Origin of the sequence: Leclercia sp. LSNIH1 (assembly GCF_002902985.1) — a bacterium.
In the GTDB taxonomy this organism is placed as follows: Bacteria; Pseudomonadota; Gammaproteobacteria; order Enterobacterales; family Enterobacteriaceae; genus Enterobacter.
Genome location: NZ_CP026167.1, coordinates 1,812,747 through 1,829,256 on the forward strand (window position 1 = coordinate 1,812,747; position 16,510 = coordinate 1,829,256).

The following is a 16,510-nucleotide window of genomic DNA, read 5'->3' on the forward strand; positions in this document are numbered from 1 at the left end:
TAAGTGATTCGTGGAAGGTTATGAAATTTTTACCCTGGTAATGCATTAACAATTGTTAAGCAATTTTCAGGAGACGGCTGGACGGTCTCTGGTAAAATCCCTGCGGCGATTTGTATGACGAAAACTAACAGGCAATGAAATCAGATTCCCCCTCATTTGAAGAACAACAATTTGCGCGTGCGCAACATCGTATCAGCATCCGTCGGCTGCTCAACCGCGACAAGACGCCGCTGGCAATTTTGCTGGGCGCAGCCGTTGTCGGCACGCTGGCAGGGCTGGTGGGCGTCGCGTTTGAAAGGGCCGTTAATGGCGTGCTGAACTGGCGTATTGGCACCGTTGCGGGTTATGCCGATCGTGAAGGGGTAGTCTGGATCCTGGCGTTCGGCTTATCTGCCCTGCTTGCGATGGTCGGTTATTTTCTGGTGCGTAAATTCGCCCCGGAAGCGGGCGGCTCGGGGATCCCTGAGATAGAAGGGGCGCTCGAAGAGCTGCGTCCGGTCCGCTGGTGGCGTGTACTGCCCGTTAAGTTTATCGGCGGAATGGGGACGCTTGGAGCGGGGATGGTGCTCGGACGGGAAGGGCCGACCGTACAGCTGGGCGGTAATGTTGGCCGTATGGTCAGCGATCTGTTCAGAATGCGCAGCGCTGAAGCACGCCATACGTTGCTGGCAACCGGTGCCGCCGCGGGGCTTTCCGCTGCGTTTAATGCCCCGCTGGCGGGGATCCTCTTTATCATTGAAGAGATGCGCGCCCAGTTTCGCTATAACCTGATCTCGATTAAAGCGGTCTTTACCGGCGTGATTATGTCGAGCATTGTCTTTCGGCTTTTCAATGGCGAAGGGGCGGTCATTGAGGTCGGTAAGTTGACCAACGCCCCGGTCAATACGCTCTGGCTCTATCTGATCCTCGGCATGATTTTTGGCATTGTTGGCCCGCTGTTTAATGCCCTTATTATTCGCGCTCAGGATATGTTCCAGCGGATCCACGGCGGCAATACAACCCGATGGGTGCTGGTGGGTGGCCTGCTGGGGGGCGTGTGCGGAGTGCTGGGCTTTATCGAACCCAACGCGGCTGGGGGTGGCTTTGGGCTGATCCCTATTGCGGCTGCGGGTAACTTCAGCATTGGCCTGCTGCTGTTTATGTTTATCTCGCGGGTCATCACCACCGTACTCTGCTTCTCTTCCGGCGCCCCTGGCGGCATTTTTGCCCCGATGCTGGCGTTGGGTACGTTGCTGGGTACGGCCTTTGGCATGGCTGCCGCCGCAGGCTTCCCGGCGTATCATCTTGAGGCCGGTACCTTTGCCATCGCCGGAATGGGGGCGCTGCTGGCGGCATCGTTGCGCGCGCCGCTGACCGGCATTGTGCTGGTGCTGGAGATGACCGATAATTACCAGCTCATTTTGCCAATGATCATTACCTGCCTGGGGGCCACACTATTAGCCCAGTTCCTCGGCGGACAACCGCTATACTCCACCATTCTTGCCCGTACCCTGGCGAAGCAGAATACTTGAATGAATTACCAGGGTATTAGATAATGACAACAAGAATTGGGTGATTTTTACCCACTAGCAGTATTCATGGGAGCATAAGATGAGTGATGACGTAGCGCTGCCGTTGCAGTTTACCGAAGCAGCAGCCAAAAAAGTAAAAGACCTGATTTCCGATGAAGACAACCCGGAGCTGAAATTGCGTGTATACATTACTGGCGGCGGCTGCAGCGGCTTCCAGTATGGCTTCACCTTTGACGATCAGGTTAACGATGGCGACATGACCATTGAGAAGCAGGGCGTCGCGCTGGTCGTAGACCCGATGAGCCTGCAGTATCTGGTCGGTGGTTCTGTTGACTACACCGAAGGTCTGGAAGGTTCACGCTTTGTGGTAACCAACCCGAACGCAACCAGCACCTGCGGGTGTGGTTCTTCGTTCAGCATCTGACGGTAATGCCCGGTGGCGCTTCGCTTACCGGGCCTACTCGCTATCTTCCATTATCATCCAGCGCAAAGGTTGGCAGCTTCAGATGCCAGCGGATTGCCGCCAGTCTGATTGCCAGCGTTACCACCATCCCCAGCATCGCTGCCTGTTCCAGCGGAACATGAAAGGTATACCAGGCCGTGGCGTGAACGATCCCGCCCAGAATACAGGCCGTAGCGTAGATTTCCGTTCGCAGGATCATCGGCACTTCGCGCGCCAGAATATCGCGGATAATCCCGCCGCCCACGCCGGTCACCACCCCCATACAGATCGCCACCATCGGGCCGGTGCCAGCCATAAAGGCTTTGTTTACGCCAATCCCGACGAACACCGCGAGGCCCACCGCATCCAGCACCGGCAGCAGCCATTTCGGCAGGCGACGCGGCTGGCGAACAAGAATGATGGTTAACATACAGGTGACCATGGCGACCACCAGGTCGGTGGGATCCTTGACCCAGAATACCGGGCCATGATCCAGCGCCATGTCGCGGATCGTTCCCCCGCCGACGGCCGTGACCACGCCCAACACCAGCACGCCAAACGGATCCATGCGTAACTTACCGGCCAGCAGAACGCCGGAAATCGCAAAAACGGCTGTGCCAAGAATATCCAGCCAGTAAACGAGCATCGTAATCCTCGAGAAATTAGTGACTCTGCGACAGCGCAGAGCAGAGTTGTTTTGCGGCGAGGATAATACGCGGGCTCGCGCGCTCAAACCAGTCACTGTTCAGCGGAATCACGGGTATTTTTAGCTGACCTTGCCAGTACTGTTCTATTTTAGGAATATCGCCCGCCGAACCGCCCACCACAATCGCCTGAGGCTGGCGCGCCAGTACTTGCTCACGGCTCACCTGGGGCCAGGGAACCCGGCTGGCCGCGAAGATATTTTCTCCGCCACACAGCTCAACAACCTGATGTTGCAGTGAGCCCTGGCTGGTGGTGAACAGCGGCTGTTGACCGAACTGAATGAATACCCGCTTTTTCGGCAGTGCGCCGTAGGTGGCCTTGAGGGCGGCAAAATCAGCCATCATCTGCTGTGCGGCCTGTTGCGCCTGCCCCGGTGTCGGGCTCCAGCGGGCAAGATCGCGCAGGGCCCGGGCAATCTGCTCTATGCGGGTGGCATCGATCCACTGCACTTTTATGCCGAGCGAGGTGAGCTGGTTGACCTGACGCTCGGCATTGCCGCCGCGCCAGGCCAGCACCAGATCGGGCTTCAGCGCGACGATGCGTTCAACATTTATGCCTTGCCAGGTGGCGACCTGTTCAATGTTAGCGGCTTCGGGAGGATAGTCGGAATAACTGCTGACCCCGACGGGGGTGATCCCGGCGGCAAACGCCAGTTCGGTATTGGCAGGGGAGAGGGTAATTACACGCGGCGCGGCCAGAAGCCACGCCGGTGTCAGCAGAAGCAGCGCAAGCAGCGCCCTTTTGAGCGGCTTAGCCACGCGCCAGTTTCTGCACCAGCGTCTCAACCATCAGGCTGGACTGTTTGGCAGCAACTACGAGGAACTCGTCGAAGCTCAGGTGGGACTGCTGATCGGCAACGTCGGAGATGGCGCGAACCACGACAAACGGCACGCTGAAGTTATGGCAAACGTGCGCGATGGCGGTCGCTTCCATTTCCACGGCGATCGCCTGCGGGAAGTTGTGACGGATTTTCGCCAGGTTCACGGAGCCGTTGATAAAGGCGTCGCCGCTGACAATCAGGCCGCGCACGGCGTTAAGGTTCAGCTCTGCGATGCAACTTTCCGCAGCGGCAACCAGTTTTTTATCGGCCTTAAAGCCTGCCGGGCAGCCCGGAAGCTGGCCATACTCGTAACCAAAGGCGGTCACATCGGCGTCGTGGTAGCGCGCTTCGTCAGAGACCACGATATCGCCCACTTTCAGGGTTGATGCAAGACCGCCCGCAGAGCCGGTGTTAATAATCACGTCTGGCTTGCAGCGCTCCAGCAGCAGGGTGGCGCCCAGCGCGGCGGAAACTTTACCGATACCCGATTTCAGCAGAGCTACTTCAGTTCCGTTCAGCGTGCCAGTGTAAATTTCGCAACCGCCCAGAGAGAGGGTCTGACGGTTCTCAATTTTGTCACGCAGCAGCGTAACTTCTTCTTCCATTGCTCCAATAATACCGATTTTCATAGATTTACTCGCGATGTGCCTTGTTAAGATGCATAGTCTATCATGCGGTTAAGGGGAAACGCATTCTCACGCGGGGGAGCACATGGCACCAATCGATTTTCGCACCAAAATTAACTGGCAGCGTCGCTACCGCTCTCCGCAGGGGAACAAGAGCGAACACGAGATCCTGCGGATCTTCGAAAGCGACCGCGGGCGCATCATTAACTCTCCGGCGATCCGTCGGTTACAGCAAAAAACGCAGGTCTTTCCGCTCGAACGCAACGCCGCCGTGCGTACCCGGCTCACCCACTCGCTGGAGGTTCAGCAGGTGGGGCGCTACATCGCCAAAGAGATCCTGAGCCGCCTCAAAGAGCAGCGCCTGCTGGCAACCTACGGCCTGGACGAGCTGACGGGGCCGTTCGAAAGCATCGTTGAGATGGCGTGCCTGATGCACGATATCGGTAATCCCCCCTTTGGTCATTTTGGCGAAGCGGCGATCAATGACTGGTTCCGCCAGCGTCTGTACCCTGCCGATGCGGCAAGCCAGCCGCTGAGCGACGATCGCTGCGTGGTGCAGGATTTGCGGCTGCGTGAAGGCGAAGAGGCGCTGAACGCGCTTCGTCGCAAGGTGCGCCAGGATTTGTGTCACTTTGAGGGGAATGCACAGGGCATCCGGATGGTGCACTCCCTGATGCGCATGAACCTCACCTGGGCACAGGTGGGATGCATTCTGAAATATACTCGCCCCGCCTGGTGGCAGGGCGATCCCCCCGCGACGCACAATTATTTGATGAAAAAGCCGGGCTATTATTTCTCTGAAGAGGCGTATATAGAGCGGCTGCGTCAGGAGCTCTCTCTTCCGCAGTATGGTCGTTTTCCATTAACCTGGATTATGGAAGCGGCAGACGATATCTCCTATTGCGTTGCCGATCTGGAAGATGCCGTCGAAAAAAGAATATTCAGTGTCGAGGGGCTTTATCAGCATCTTTATGATGCCTGGGGTAACCATGAAAAAGGTTCATTGTTTTCGCAGGTTGTCGAAAACGCGTGGGAGAAATCACGTTCGAACACCCTCAGCCGCAGCACCGAAGATCAGTTCTTTATGTATTTACGCGTCAATACCCTTAATAAACTGGTGCCCTATGCGGCTGAGCGTTTTATAGACAATATTGAACAGATCTACCGCGGGGAATTTAACCATGCGCTGCTTGAGGATGACAGTGGATTCAGTCAACTCCTTGAGCTCTATAAGAATGTGGCGATGCGGCACGTGTTCAGCCATCCGGATGTCGAGCAGCTGGAATTACAGGGCTATCGCGTGATAACCGGCCTGCTGGAGATCTATCGCCCGCTGCTGCAATTATCGGTGGACGACTTTAGTGAGCTGGTTGAAAAGGAACGGGTACGCCGTTTTCCGATTGAAACCCGGCTATTTCATAAACTTTCGACGCGCCATCGGCTGGCATATGTGGAATCTATCGGTAAATTAAATCGCCAGCAGGCAGACTGGCCGGTGCTGGAGTTTTATTATCGCTGCCGGCTGATTCAGGACTATATCAGCGGAATGACGGACTTGTATGCATGGGATGAATACCGCAAGTTGATGGCGGTGGAATAAAGGGGAGTTTTGTAAAGACGGACAATAAATTTTTACTTTTTCCAGAAACTTAATACCGGAACTAAGCGCAGCAAAACGAATCTGATATACACAGCAATTGTGCGTGACCTGTAAATCGAGATTAAGAAACATGAAAAAAACCACTTTAGCAATGAGTGCACTGGCTCTGAGTTTAGGATTAGCGTTGTCTCCACTGTCTGCTAGCGCAGCGGAGACCGTATCGTCGGCCGCCACTGCACAGCAGATGCCAAGCCTGGCGCCGATGCTGGAAAAAGTGATGCCATCGGTGGTCAGTATCAATGTCGAGGGCAGCACCACCGTCAACACGCCACGCATGCCACGTAACTTCCAGCAGTTCTTCGGCGATAACTCGCCGTTCTGCCAGGACGGTTCACCGTTCCAGAGCTCTCCATTCTGCCAGGGCGATGGCGGCGGTAACGGCGGCGGCCAGCAGCAGAAGTTTATGGCGCTGGGCTCTGGTGTCATCATCGATGCCGCCAAAGGCTACGTCGTCACCAACAACCACGTGGTGGATAACGCCACCAGCATTAAGGTACAACTGAGCGACGGGCGTAAGCTCGACGCCAAAATCGTCGGGAAAGATCCTCGCTCTGATATCGCCCTGATTCAGATTCAGGATCCGAAAAACCTGACCGCGATTAAGCTCGCCGACTCTGACGCGCTGCGCGTGGGGGATTACACCGTGGCTATCGGTAACCCGTTCGGTCTGGGTGAGACGGTCACCTCTGGTATCGTTTCTGCCCTTGGCCGTAGCGGTCTGAACGCAGAAAACTATGAAAACTTTATCCAGACGGATGCGGCGATTAACCGCGGTAACTCCGGTGGTGCGCTGGTCAACCTGAACGGTGAGCTGATCGGGATTAACACCGCGATCCTCGCCCCGGACGGCGGCAACATCGGCATTGGCTTCGCTATCCCAAGTAATATGGTGAAAAACCTGACGGCGCAAATGGTTGAGTTTGGTCAGGTTAAGCGCGGTGAGCTGGGTATTCTGGGCACCGAGCTGAATTCCGAGCTGGCGAAAGCGATGAAGGTTGATGCCCAGCGCGGCGCCTTTGTCAGCCAGGTCATGCCAAACTCCTCCGCAGCGAAAGCGGGGATAAAGGCCGGTGACGTGATCACCACCCTGAACGGCAAACCGGTAAGCAGCTTTGCGGCACTGCGTGCGGAAGTGGGCTCCATGCCGGTAGGCAGCAAAGTGACCCTGGGTCTGCTCCGTGAAGGTAAACCGGTTAATGTGAACCTGGAACTGCAGCAGAGCAGCCAGAATCAGGTGGATGCCGGCACCATCTTCAGCGGCATCGAAGGTGCGGATATGAGCAACAAAGGCCAGGATAAAGGCGTGTCGGTGGACAACGTTAAAGCCAACAGCCCGGCTGCCCGTATCGGCCTGAAGAAAGGGGATGTGATTATCGGCGCCAACCAGCAGCCGGTTAAGAACATCGCTGAACTGCGCAAAATCCTCGACAGCAAACCGTCGGTACTGGCGCTGAATATCCAGCGTGGCGACACCTCTCTCTATCTGCTGATGCAGTAATCCGTTCAGCCCCTGCTTCCCTACGGAAACAGGGGCTTTTTTCTGCCTTTCTGTGAACCCTTCCACAAGTCCATACTTCTCCCTGTGAGTTTGTGCATTTGCACAATGCGGCACTGATTAATCTTCCTTATGATTGAGCTCTGCTCAGAGGAGGGCGACATGGCTGGCTGGCATCTTGATACCAAAATGGCGCAGGATATTGTGGCGCGAACAATGCGCATCATCGACACCAATATCAACGTGATGGACGCACGTGGCCGGATCATCGGCAGTGGCGATCGCGAGCGTATTGGGGAATTGCACGAAGGTGCACTGCTGGTGCTCTCCCAGGGGCGCGTGGTGGATATTGATGACGCGGTGGCGCGACATCTGCACGGTGTGCGGCAGGGGATCAACCTGCCGCTGCGCCTTGAGGGCGAAATTGTCGGGGTTATCGGGCTGACCGGTGAGCCGGAATCTTTGCGCAAATATGGCGAGCTGGTCTGTATGACGGCGGAGATGATGCTGGAGCAATCCCGCCTGATGCACCTACTGGCGCAGGACAGCCGCCTGCGTGAAGAGCTGGTCATGAACCTGATCCAGGCGGAAGAGCATACCCCGGCATTAACGGAGTGGGCTCAACGCCTGGGTATCGACCTTAACCAGCCCCGCGTTGTAGCGGTCATTGAGGTCGATAGCGGGCAGCTGGGCGTCGATAGCGCCATGGTCGAGCTGCAACAGCTGCAGAACGCGCTGGCCACGCCGGAGCGCAATAACCTGGTGGCGATCGTCTCGTTAACGGAAATGGTGGTGCTGAAACCGGCGTTAAACCAGTTTGGCCGCTGGGATGCAGAAGATCATCGTCGCCGCGTGGAGCAGCTGATTGCGCGGATGAAAGAGAACGGGCAGCTGCGTTTTCGTGTGGCATTAGGTAACTATTTTACCGGTCCGGGAAGCATCGCCCGCTCCTGGCGCACGGCCCGAACCACGATGATGGTCGGCAAGCAGCGTATGCCGGAAAGCCGCAGCTATTTTTACCAGGATTTGATGTTGCCGGTGCTCCTCGACAGCCTGCGCGGCGGCTGGCAGGCCAACGAACTGGCGCGTCCGCTGGTGCGTCTGAAAGCGATGGATAACAACGGCCTGCTGCGGCGCACCTTACAGGCATGGTTCCGTCATAACGTACAGCCACTGGCGACCTCAAAAGCGCTCTTTATTCATCGTAATACGCTGGAGTACCGCCTGAACCGGATATCGGAGTTAACGGGGCTGGATCTGGGGAATTTTGACGACCGTCTGTTGCTGTATGTGGCCTTGCAGTTGGACGAGCAGCGGTGATTTTTGCCCGGTGGCGTTGCGCTTACCGGGCCTACAAAACCCGGGAGTAGGCCGGGTAAGGCGAAGCCGCCACCCGGCACACAGGAACGGCTTATTTGTTACGGGTCAGCTTCTCAAGATCCGCTTCGATTTCCGTGATCTTGTGGGCAACCACGCTTTCCAGATGACGCAGGTCATCCAGGATCTTACGCTTCAGATCCACTTCAGTGCGATCGCGCTGGCAAATCTGATCCAGTTCATCGATCACATAGCGCAGATTTGGGCTGATCTCCTGCACCTCTTTGTAACCCTGGCCGATGCCATCGGCAACGACAGTTTTACGCTGGCGCGGGTACTTGAACTTTACACTTTTGGCGAAGAACTCGCCCTTATCCTTGTGAAAATAGATTTTCAGGATATCGTTATTGGCTTCCTGACGGAGGCTGTAACGGTCAATTTCATCAGGATTAGTAATGCCCAGACTTTTCAGATTATCGTACATAGCGGTACCCTTGATCTCAACATAACCCATGAATAATTCACGAAAAAATCTATTTTCGCCACCCTCAGATATAAAAAAAGCGGGGTCGCCCCCGCTTTTTGTTATACCCGATTAATCGATGGTGCGCAGTAGTTCGTTGATACCAACTTTGCCGCGAGTTTTCGCATCGACTTTTTTAACGATCACCGCACAGTACAGGCTGTATTTGCCATCTTTAGAAGGCAGGTTGCCGGATACCACCACGGAGCCCGCCGGAACGCGACCGTAATGCACTTCACCGGTTTCACGATCGTAAATACGGGTGCTCTGGCCGATGTAGACGCCCATGGAGATCACGGAACCTTCTTCTACGATCACGCCTTCAACCACTTCGGAGCGTGCGCCGATGAAGCAGTTGTCTTCGATAATGGTCGGATTAGCCTGCAGCGGCTCAAGAACCCCACCGATACCCACGCCGCCAGAGAGGTGGACGTTTTTACCGATCTGCGCACAGGAGCCAACGGTCGCCCAGGTATCTACCATGGTACCTTCGTCAACGTAAGCACCGATGTTAACGTAAGAAGGCATCAACACGGTGTTGCGGGCAATGAATGCACCCTGACGAACGGCTGCTGGTGGCACCACGCGGAAGCCTTCTTTCTGGAAACGCGCTTCGTCGTAATCGGCGAATTTCATCGGGACTTTATCGAAGTAGCGGCTTTCCGCACCGTCGATAACCTGGTTATCGTTAATACGGAAAGAGAGCAGTACCGCTTTCTTCAGCCACTGGTGAGTGACCCACTGACCGTCGATCTTTTCGGCTACACGCAGCGCGCCGGAATCAAGCAGAGAAATAACCTGATTAACCGCCTCGCGGGTCACGGTATCCACATTTGCCGGAGTAATTTCGGCGCGACGCTCAAAAGCGGACTCAATAACGTTCTGTAACTGCTGCATAGTTCAACTCTTTCCAGGTAAAAAAAAACATCACCCTTTATCGTTTGGATTGAGGGCTGCTGTCAACCGTTGTTGCACTTCCTGTTGCAGGGCATTATTAAGCCCACGACGGTCGGCGGTGGCGATTATAAATAAATCTTCTACTCGCTCGCCAATGGTTGTAATTCTGGCGCCATGCAGCGAAATTCCCAGATCCGCAAAAACCTGCCCGACCCGGGCCAGCAGCCCCGGCTGGTCGAGGGCGATCAGCTCGAGAAACGATTTCCGGTCGGTATGGGTGGGCAGGAAATTGACCTCGGTATCGACGGTAAAGTGGCGCAGTTTTGCCGGTTGCCGACGGGGCTGCGGCGGCTGCCAGCTGCGCTGGGTGATCGCCTGCTCCAGCCCGAAGCGGATCGGCTCGTGACGATCTGCCGACAGCGGACTGCCGTCCGGCTCCAGCACAATAAAGGTATCCATCGCCATGCCGTCGCGGGTGGTGAAAATCTGCGCGTCATGCACGCTGAGGTTACGTCTGTCGAGTTCCGCACAGACGGCGGCGAACAGGTAAGGGCGGTCGGGGCTCCAGATGAAGATCTCTGTTCCCCCGCGGGTCGCCTGTGGGCTCAGCAGGATCAACGGTTTCGTCAGATCGTGCTGCAACAGATGGCGCGCATGCCAGGCCAGCTGGTTTGGGCTGTGGCGCACAAAATAGTTGGCGCGACAGCGGGCCCAAATCTGATGCAGCGCCTCTTCATTAATATTCTCCATCCGCAGCAGCGCCAGAGCCTGCATCTGATGATGTCGCACGCGTTCGCGCATGTCCGGGGTGCTCTGCATGCCGCGACGCAGCTGTTTCTCGGTGGCGAAATAGAGCTCGCGCAGCAGGCTCTGCTTCCAGCTGTTCCACAGCGTCTCGTTGGTGGCGCAAATATCGGCTACCGTCAGGCAGACCAGGAAGCGCAGGCGGTTTTCCGTCTGCACCTCTTCGGCAAACTGTTTGATCACCTCAGGATCCTGAATATCGCGCCGCTGGGCGGTGACCGACATCAGCAGATGATGACGGACCAGCCAGGCGACCAGCTGGGTTTCGCGCGAATTGAGCCCGTGTAGTTCGGCGAATTTCAGCACGTCCTCCGCACCCAGGATCGAGTGGTCGCCGCCGCGCCCTTTGGCGATATCGTGGAACAGGGCGGCAATCAGGATCAGCTCCGGGTTGGTGAGACGAGGCCAGAGTTCAACGCAGAGTGGGTGACGGCTGCGCACCTCCTCCTGGGCGAAGCTCTCCAGCTTCAGCATCACGCGGATGGTGTGTTCATCAACGGTATAGGCATGGAACAGGTCAAACTGCATCTGGCCGACGATATGCGACCACTGCGGCATATAGGCCCAGAGCACGCTGTGACGGTGCATTGGCAACAGCCCGCGGCTTACCGCACCCGGATGACGCAACATGCTCAGAAAAAGCGACCGCGCTTCCGGAATGTAGCACAGCGGCTGAGTGAGATGGCGGCGGGCATGGCGCAGATGGCGCAGGGTGGTGGAGTAGATCCCGGTGATGGTGCTGTTACGCACCATGGCGTAAAACATCCGCAGGATCGCTTCCGGCTTGCGGATGAACAGCGTCTCGTCACGCAGGTCGATCAGCGTGCCCCGCAGCTGAAACTCATCGTCGATCGGACGCGGTTTTTCATCGGCGGTCAGGGCGAGGATCGCCTCATCAAACAGCTGCAATAGCATCTGATTAAGCTCCCCCACGCGACGGGTAACGCGGAAGAAATCTTTCATCATCTGCTCGACCGGCTCGTTGCCTTCGCCGCTGTAGTGCAGGCGCTGGGCGACGCTTAACTGACGATCGAACAGCAGGCGGTTGTCGTAGCGGGTCACTTCGAGATGCAGGGCAAAACGGATGCGCCACAGCAGGTGCAGGCACTCATTTAGCTCGTTACGCTCCGCTTCGGTGAGAAAACCAAAACCGACCATCTCATCGAGCGAAGTGGCGCCGAAATGGCGACGGGCCACCCACTGCAGGGTATGAATATCGCGCAGGCCGCCGGGGCTGCTTTTGATGTCCGGCTCCAGGTTGTAGCTGGTACCGTGGTAGCGCTGGTGGCGCACCTGCTGTTCATCGACTTTGGCGGCGAAGAACTTCTCCGATGGCCAGAAACCCTCGCTGAAAATATGTTTTTGCAGCTCAAGAAACAGCGCCACGTCGCCAATCAGCAGACGCGATTCAATCAGGTTGGTGGCGACGGTGAGATCGGATAACCCCTCCAGCAGACACTCTTCCAGGGTACGTACGCTGTGGCCGACTTCCAGCTTGACGTCCCACAGCAGGGTCAACAGTTCGCCCACTTTTTGCGCCTGCTCGTCAGGCAGCTTTTTGCGGCTCAGGATCAGCAGATCGATATCCGACAGCGGGTGCAGCTCGCCACGACCATAGCCGCCAACGGCCACCAGCGCGACGTCGGCCAACTGGCCAAAACCGTAATCAATCCACAAACGCTGCAGAAGCTGATCGATAAATTCCGTGCGCGCCTCAATCAGCGCTTCGGCGGAGATCCCGCTGTCAAAGGCCTCGCCCAGCCAGCGCTGGAAAGTGTCGATATGCGCTTTAATACCCGCGCACGTCAGCTCGGCCGTGGGCCAGACGCCGGGGTTATCCGGCTGACCAGGAAGGGTGGGGAGTGCCGTATTGGCATACTGTTCGGGTAAAAGGTTACTCATTGCGCGCCACCCATAAGAAAAAACGATAGCCATTAAAAAAGCCGGCATTTGCCGGCTTCTTATCATGCGTCTTGCGAGAGTATCGCCGGGATGGTGTCATCCTTGCGTAACGTCAGAATTTCGCAGCCGTTGTCTGTCACCACAATAGTATGCTCGTACTGGGCAGACAAGCTCCGGTCTTTGGTTTTAACCGTCCAGCCATCCTTCATGGTACGGATGCGGTAATCGCCGGAGTTGACCATCGGCTCGATGGTGAAGGTCATGCCCGCCTGCAGCACCACGCCGCCGTCATCAGCATCATAGTGCAGAACCTGCGGCTCTTCGTGGAAGACCCGGCCAATACCGTGACCGCAGTATTCGCGCACCACAGAGAAACCCTGGGCTTCAACGAATTTCTGAATCGCCGCACCGAGAGTACGCAGGCGAATGCCCGGCTTAACCATCTTCAGCGCCAGATAAAGGCTCTCCTGGGTCACCTTGCACAGGCGCTCACCCAGAATGGTTGGTTTGCCGACGATGAACATCTTAGAGGTGTCACCGTGGTAGTCATCTTTAATGACGGTCACGTCGATGTTAACGATGTCGCCATCTTTCAGCAGTTTTTCGTCATCCGGAATGCCGTGGCACACCACTTCATTAATAGAGATGCAGACGGATTTCGGGAAGCCGTGATAGCCGAGGCAGGCGGAGACCGCATGCTGCTCGTTCACGATATAGTCGTTACAGATGCGATCCAGTTCGCCTGTGCTAACGCCCGGCTTAACGAACGGCTCGATCATTTCCAGCACTTCAGCGGCCAGACGACCGGCGACGCGCATCTTTTCAATTTCTTCAGGTGTCTTAATAGAGATAGCCATGTAATCTGTCCATCGGTGTCGTTTTTTTCGACAATACTAGTCTAAGTGTTGTCAATGGTAACAGTCAGGCGCACATGCTGCCAAACTGAGATTCCTTTACCGCACACACCGCCAACAATTGTTGGTTTCGGGTAGCGATTTGTGATATAAAGCGCGCCGGACTTCCGATCCATTTCAGATACACAGGATGGACGGGAGCGACAAATCTCACTTTGTGTAACAACACACACGTATCGGCACATATTCCGGGGTGCCCTTTGGGGTCGGTAATATGGGATACGTGGAGGCATAACCCCAACTTTTAAATAGAGGTTTTAAAACATGGCAACTGTTTCCATGCGCGACATGCTCAAGGCTGGTGTTCACTTCGGTCACCAGACCCGTTACTGGAACCCGAAAATGAAGCCTTTCATCTTCGGCGCACGTAACAAAGTTCACATCATCAACCTTGAGAAAACTGTACCAATGTTCAACGAAGCCCTGGCTGAGCTGAACAAGATCTCTTCCCGTAAAGGTAAGATTCTGTTCGTTGGTACTAAGCGCGCTGCAAGCGAAGCTGTGAAAGAAGCTGCTAACAGCTGCGACCAGTTCTTCGTGAACCATCGCTGGCTGGGCGGTATGCTGACTAACTGGAAAACCGTTCGTCAGTCCATCAAGCGCCTGAAAGATCTGGAAACCCAGTCTCAGGACGGTACTTTCGAAAAGCTGACCAAAAAAGAAGCGCTGATGCGCACTCGTGAGCTGGACAAGCTGGAAAACAGCCTGGGCGGTATCAAAGACATGGGCGGCCTGCCGGACGCACTGTTCGTTATCGATGCTGACCACGAGCACATCGCAATCAAAGAAGCTAACAACCTGGGTATCCCAGTATTCGCAATCGTTGATACCAACTCCGATCCGGACGGTGTTGACTTCGTTATCCCGGGTAACGACGATGCAATCCGTGCTGTTAGCCTGTACCTGAGCGCTGTAGCTACTACCGTTCGTGAAGGCCGTTCCCAGGATCTGGCTTCTCAGGCGGAAGAAAGCTTCGTAGAAGCTGAATAATAAGGTTCTACCCCTTATTAGTACCGTGTATGAATAGGGGCCCATTACCGGCCCCTTTTTTCAATTTATACTGTTTGGCCGCAGGCCGGGCAGTTCACATCTCCCGAGGATTTTAGAATGGCTGAAATTACCGCATCCCTGGTAAAAGAGCTGCGTGAACGTACTAGCGCAGGCATGATGGAGTGTAAGAAAGCGCTGGTTGAAGCTAACGGCGACATCGAGCTGGCTATCGAAAACATGCGTAAATCCGGTGCGATCAAAGCAGCTAAGAAAGCAGGCAACGTTGCTGCTGACGGCGTGATCAAAACCAAAATCGAAGGCAACTTCGGCGTGATTCTGGAAGTTAACTGCCAGACTGACTTCGTTGCTAAAGATGGTGGTTTCCAGGCATTCGCTGACAAAGTACTGGACGCAGCTGTTGCAGGTAAAGTGACTGATGTTGAAGTCCTGAAAGCACAGTTCGAAGAAGAGCGCGTTGCGCTGGTAGCGAAAATCGGTGAGAACATCAACATCCGCCGTGTTGCTATCCTCGAAGGTGACGTTCTGAACAGCTACCAGCACGGTGCACGTATCGGTGTTCTGGTTGCGGCTAAAGGCGCTGACGAAGAGCTGGTTAAACAGCTGGCAATGCACGTTGCTGCAAGCAAGCCAGAATTCGTTAAGCCAGAAGACGTCTCTGCTGAAGTGGTAGAAAAAGAGTACCAGGTTCAGCTGGACATCGCCATGCAGTCTGGCAAGCCAAAAGAGATCGCAGAGAAAATGGTTGAAGGCCGCATGAAGAAATTCACCGGCGAAGTTTCTCTGACTGGTCAGCCATTCGTTATGGATCCAAGCAAATCTGTTGCGCAGCTGCTGAAAGAGCACAACGCTGACGTAACTGGCTTCATCCGCTTCGAAGTGGGCGAAGGCATCGAGAAAGTTGAGACTGACTTCGCAGCAGAAGTTGCTGCAATGTCCAAGCAGTCTTAATCAGCGAAAAGAAGCCGCCTGAGGGCGGCTTCTTTTTGTGTACGGCAGTGTAATTCAGCCAGACGCCTATAGAGTCTGTGTTGAGATGCGATATATCATGTCGCCAGAATTAACCTCATCTTAATCGTTGACAGTCCCAGGAAAGAAATATGGCTACCAATGCAAAACCTGTTTACAAACGTATTCTGCTTAAGCTGAGTGGCGAAGCGCTGCAGGGGTCGGAAGGCTTCGGTATTGACGCAAGCATCCTTGACCGCATGGCGCAGGAGATCAAAGAACTGGTTGAACTGGGCATCCAGGTTGGCGTAGTCATTGGCGGTGGTAACCTTTTCCGTGGTGCAGGGCTGGCAAAAGCTGGCATGAACCGCGTTGTGGGCGATCACATGGGTATGCTGGCAACGGTCATGAATGGCCTGGCAATGCGTGATGCCCTGCATCGTGCCTATGTGAATGCGCGCCTGATGTCCGCTATTCCTTTGAATGGCGTCTGTGATAACTACAGCTGGGCCGAAGCGATCAGCCTGCTGCGCAATAACCGCGTGGTGATCCTCTCCGCCGGTACGGGTAACCCGTTCTTTACGACCGATTCCGCAGCCTGCCTGCGCGGTATCGAAATCGAAGCCGATGTGGTGCTGAAAGCCACTAAAGTGGATGGCGTGTTTACGGCCGATCCGGCAAAAGATCCTGCGGCGACCATGTACGATCAGCTGACCTATAGCGAAGTACTGGATAAAGAGCTGAAAGTGATGGATCTTGCCGCCTTCACGCTGGCTCGCGACCACAAATTGCCGATTCGTGTCTTCAACATGAATAAGCCTGGCGCGCTGCGTCGCGTTGTAATGGGCGAAAAAGAAGGCACTTTGATCACGGAATAATTTCCGTCGACGATAAATACAGGTAAGATTCCGCTCTACTTTCTATGGGTTTCTTACCTG

At 55.4% G+C, this 16,510-nt stretch carries 15 protein-coding genes; 8 read left to right on the plus strand and 7 right to left on the minus strand.

All coding sequences use genetic code 11. The features are described from left to right. Window positions 1-134 precede the first annotated feature (134 nt). Together clcA and erpA are read left to right on the plus strand one after the other, a co-directional pair. Complete coding sequence (gene clcA / locus C2U54_RS09020; RefSeq protein ID WP_103178324.1) at window positions 135-1,511, plus strand: H(+)/Cl(-) exchange transporter ClcA; 1,377 nt, start codon at window positions 135-137, stop codon at window positions 1,509-1,511. A 79-nt stretch (window positions 1,512-1,590) separates the two neighbouring features. Then, window positions 1,591-1,935, plus strand: coding sequence for an iron-sulfur cluster insertion protein ErpA (erpA, locus tag C2U54_RS09025; RefSeq protein WP_039030319.1), 345 nt, complete (start codon window positions 1,591-1,593; stop codon window positions 1,933-1,935). A 40-nt stretch (window positions 1,936-1,975) separates the two neighbouring features. On the opposite strand, the gene C2U54_RS09030 is transcribed toward erpA, so the two are convergent. From C2U54_RS09030 to mtnN, 3 genes are read right to left on the minus strand one after another with little or no spacing between them, the layout of a single operon-like run. Continuing rightward, on the minus strand, window positions 1,976-2,599 hold the full coding sequence (locus C2U54_RS09030; RefSeq protein WP_103178325.1) for a TRIC cation channel family protein: 624 nt from the start codon (window positions 2,597-2,599) through the stop codon (window positions 1,976-1,978). Between the two features lie 16 nt (window positions 2,600-2,615). After that, window positions 2,616-3,416: a vitamin B12 ABC transporter substrate-binding protein BtuF gene (gene btuF / locus C2U54_RS09035; RefSeq protein WP_103178326.1), complete on the minus strand. Its 801-nt coding sequence runs from the start codon at window positions 3,414-3,416 to the stop codon at window positions 2,616-2,618. Further along, window positions 3,409-4,107, minus strand: coding sequence for a 5'-methylthioadenosine/S-adenosylhomocysteine nucleosidase (gene mtnN / locus C2U54_RS09040; protein ID WP_103178327.1), 699 nt, complete (start codon window positions 4,105-4,107; stop codon window positions 3,409-3,411). Before mtnN ends, btuF begins: the two co-directional genes overlap by 8 nt. An 82-nt stretch (window positions 4,108-4,189) precedes the next feature. Between mtnN and dgt the strand changes: the two genes are divergently transcribed. The 3 genes from dgt to cdaR all read left to right on the plus strand — a co-directional run bounded on the left by dgt (window position 4,190) and on the right by cdaR (window position 8,579). After that, window positions 4,190-5,704: a dGTPase gene (gene dgt / locus C2U54_RS09045; RefSeq protein ID WP_103178328.1), complete on the plus strand. Its 1,515-nt coding sequence runs from the start codon at window positions 4,190-4,192 to the stop codon at window positions 5,702-5,704. Between the two features lie 130 nt (window positions 5,705-5,834). Further along, window positions 5,835-7,262, plus strand: a complete 1,428-nt coding sequence (degP, locus tag C2U54_RS09055; protein ID WP_103178329.1) for a serine endoprotease DegP — start codon at window positions 5,835-5,837, stop codon at window positions 7,260-7,262. Between the two features lie 159 nt (window positions 7,263-7,421). Then, entirely contained in the window at window positions 7,422-8,579 is a 1,158-nt protein-coding gene (gene cdaR / locus C2U54_RS09060) for a DNA-binding transcriptional regulator CdaR (protein WP_103178330.1), read from the plus strand. A gap of 91 nt (window positions 8,580-8,670) precedes the next feature. On the opposite strand, the gene C2U54_RS09065 is transcribed toward cdaR, so the two are convergent. The 4 genes from C2U54_RS09065 to map all read right to left on the minus strand — a co-directional run bounded on the left by C2U54_RS09065 (window position 8,671) and on the right by map (window position 13,559). After that, entirely contained in the window at window positions 8,671-9,060 is a 390-nt protein-coding gene (locus tag C2U54_RS09065; RefSeq protein ID WP_032616607.1) for a DUF3461 family protein, read from the minus strand. Between the two features lie 111 nt (window positions 9,061-9,171). Then, on the minus strand, window positions 9,172-9,996 hold the full coding sequence (gene dapD, locus C2U54_RS09070; protein ID WP_008501915.1) for a 2,3,4,5-tetrahydropyridine-2,6-dicarboxylate N-succinyltransferase: 825 nt from the start codon (window positions 9,994-9,996) through the stop codon (window positions 9,172-9,174). Window positions 9,997-10,026: 30 nt separating this feature from the next. Next, a complete protein-coding gene (gene glnD, locus C2U54_RS09075) occupies window positions 10,027-12,702 on the minus strand; it encodes a bifunctional uridylyltransferase/uridylyl-removing protein GlnD (RefSeq protein ID WP_103181030.1) in 2,676 nt (891 codons plus the stop codon). 62 nt (window positions 12,703-12,764) lie between these two features. Next, a complete protein-coding gene (gene map, locus C2U54_RS09080) occupies window positions 12,765-13,559 on the minus strand; it encodes a type I methionyl aminopeptidase (RefSeq protein ID WP_103178331.1) in 795 nt (264 codons plus the stop codon). 321 nt (window positions 13,560-13,880) lie between these two features. On the opposite strand from map, the gene rpsB reads away from it, so the two are divergent. The 3 genes from rpsB (at window position 13,881) to pyrH (ending at window position 16,450) form a co-directional block, all read left to right on the plus strand. Beyond that, a complete protein-coding gene (rpsB, locus tag C2U54_RS09085) occupies window positions 13,881-14,606 on the plus strand; it encodes a 30S ribosomal protein S2 (RefSeq protein WP_103178332.1) in 726 nt (241 codons plus the stop codon). 117 nt (window positions 14,607-14,723) lie between these two features. Further along, a complete protein-coding gene (tsf, locus tag C2U54_RS09090; protein WP_103178333.1) occupies window positions 14,724-15,575 on the plus strand; it encodes a translation elongation factor Ts in 852 nt (283 codons plus the stop codon). Window positions 15,576-15,724: 149 nt separating this feature from the next. After that, the gene (pyrH, locus tag C2U54_RS09095; protein WP_032616613.1) at window positions 15,725-16,450 is read left to right on the plus strand and encodes a UMP kinase; all 726 of its coding nucleotides are present in this window, start codon (window positions 15,725-15,727) and stop codon (window positions 16,448-16,450) included. The last annotated feature ends 60 nt before the right edge of the window (window positions 16,451-16,510 follow it).

What these genes read in the sequence shown, in the direction of transcription:
- clcA (WP_103178324.1), top strand. Translation starts at nt 135, where the DNA reads ATGAAATCAGATTCCCCCTCATTTGAAGAACAACAATTTGCGCGTGCG.
- erpA (WP_039030319.1), top strand. Translation starts at nt 1,591, where the DNA reads ATGAGTGATGACGTAGCGCTGCCGTTGCAGTTTACCGAAGCAGCAGCC.
- C2U54_RS09030 (WP_103178325.1), bottom strand. Translation starts at nt 2,599, where the DNA reads ATGCTCGTTTACTGGCTGGATATTCTTGGCACAGCCGTTTTTGCGATT.
- mtnN (WP_103178327.1), bottom strand. Translation starts at nt 4,107, where the DNA reads ATGAAAATCGGTATTATTGGAGCAATGGAAGAAGAAGTTACGCTGCTG.
- dgt (WP_103178328.1), top strand. Translation starts at nt 4,190, where the DNA reads ATGGCACCAATCGATTTTCGCACCAAAATTAACTGGCAGCGTCGCTAC.
- degP (WP_103178329.1), top strand. Translation starts at nt 5,835, where the DNA reads ATGAAAAAAACCACTTTAGCAATGAGTGCACTGGCTCTGAGTTTAGGA.
- cdaR (WP_103178330.1), top strand. Translation starts at nt 7,422, where the DNA reads ATGGCTGGCTGGCATCTTGATACCAAAATGGCGCAGGATATTGTGGCG.
- C2U54_RS09065 (WP_032616607.1), bottom strand. Translation starts at nt 9,060, where the DNA reads ATGTACGATAATCTGAAAAGTCTGGGCATTACTAATCCTGATGAAATT.
- dapD (WP_008501915.1), bottom strand. Translation starts at nt 9,996, where the DNA reads ATGCAGCAGTTACAGAACGTTATTGAGTCCGCTTTTGAGCGTCGCGCC.
- glnD (WP_103181030.1), bottom strand. Translation starts at nt 12,702, where the DNA reads ATGAGTAACCTTTTACCCGAACAGTATGCCAATACGGCACTCCCCACC.
- map (WP_103178331.1), bottom strand. Translation starts at nt 13,559, where the DNA reads ATGGCTATCTCTATTAAGACACCTGAAGAAATTGAAAAGATGCGCGTC.
- rpsB (WP_103178332.1), top strand. Translation starts at nt 13,881, where the DNA reads ATGGCAACTGTTTCCATGCGCGACATGCTCAAGGCTGGTGTTCACTTC.
- tsf (WP_103178333.1), top strand. Translation starts at nt 14,724, where the DNA reads ATGGCTGAAATTACCGCATCCCTGGTAAAAGAGCTGCGTGAACGTACT.
- pyrH (WP_032616613.1), top strand. Translation starts at nt 15,725, where the DNA reads ATGGCTACCAATGCAAAACCTGTTTACAAACGTATTCTGCTTAAGCTG.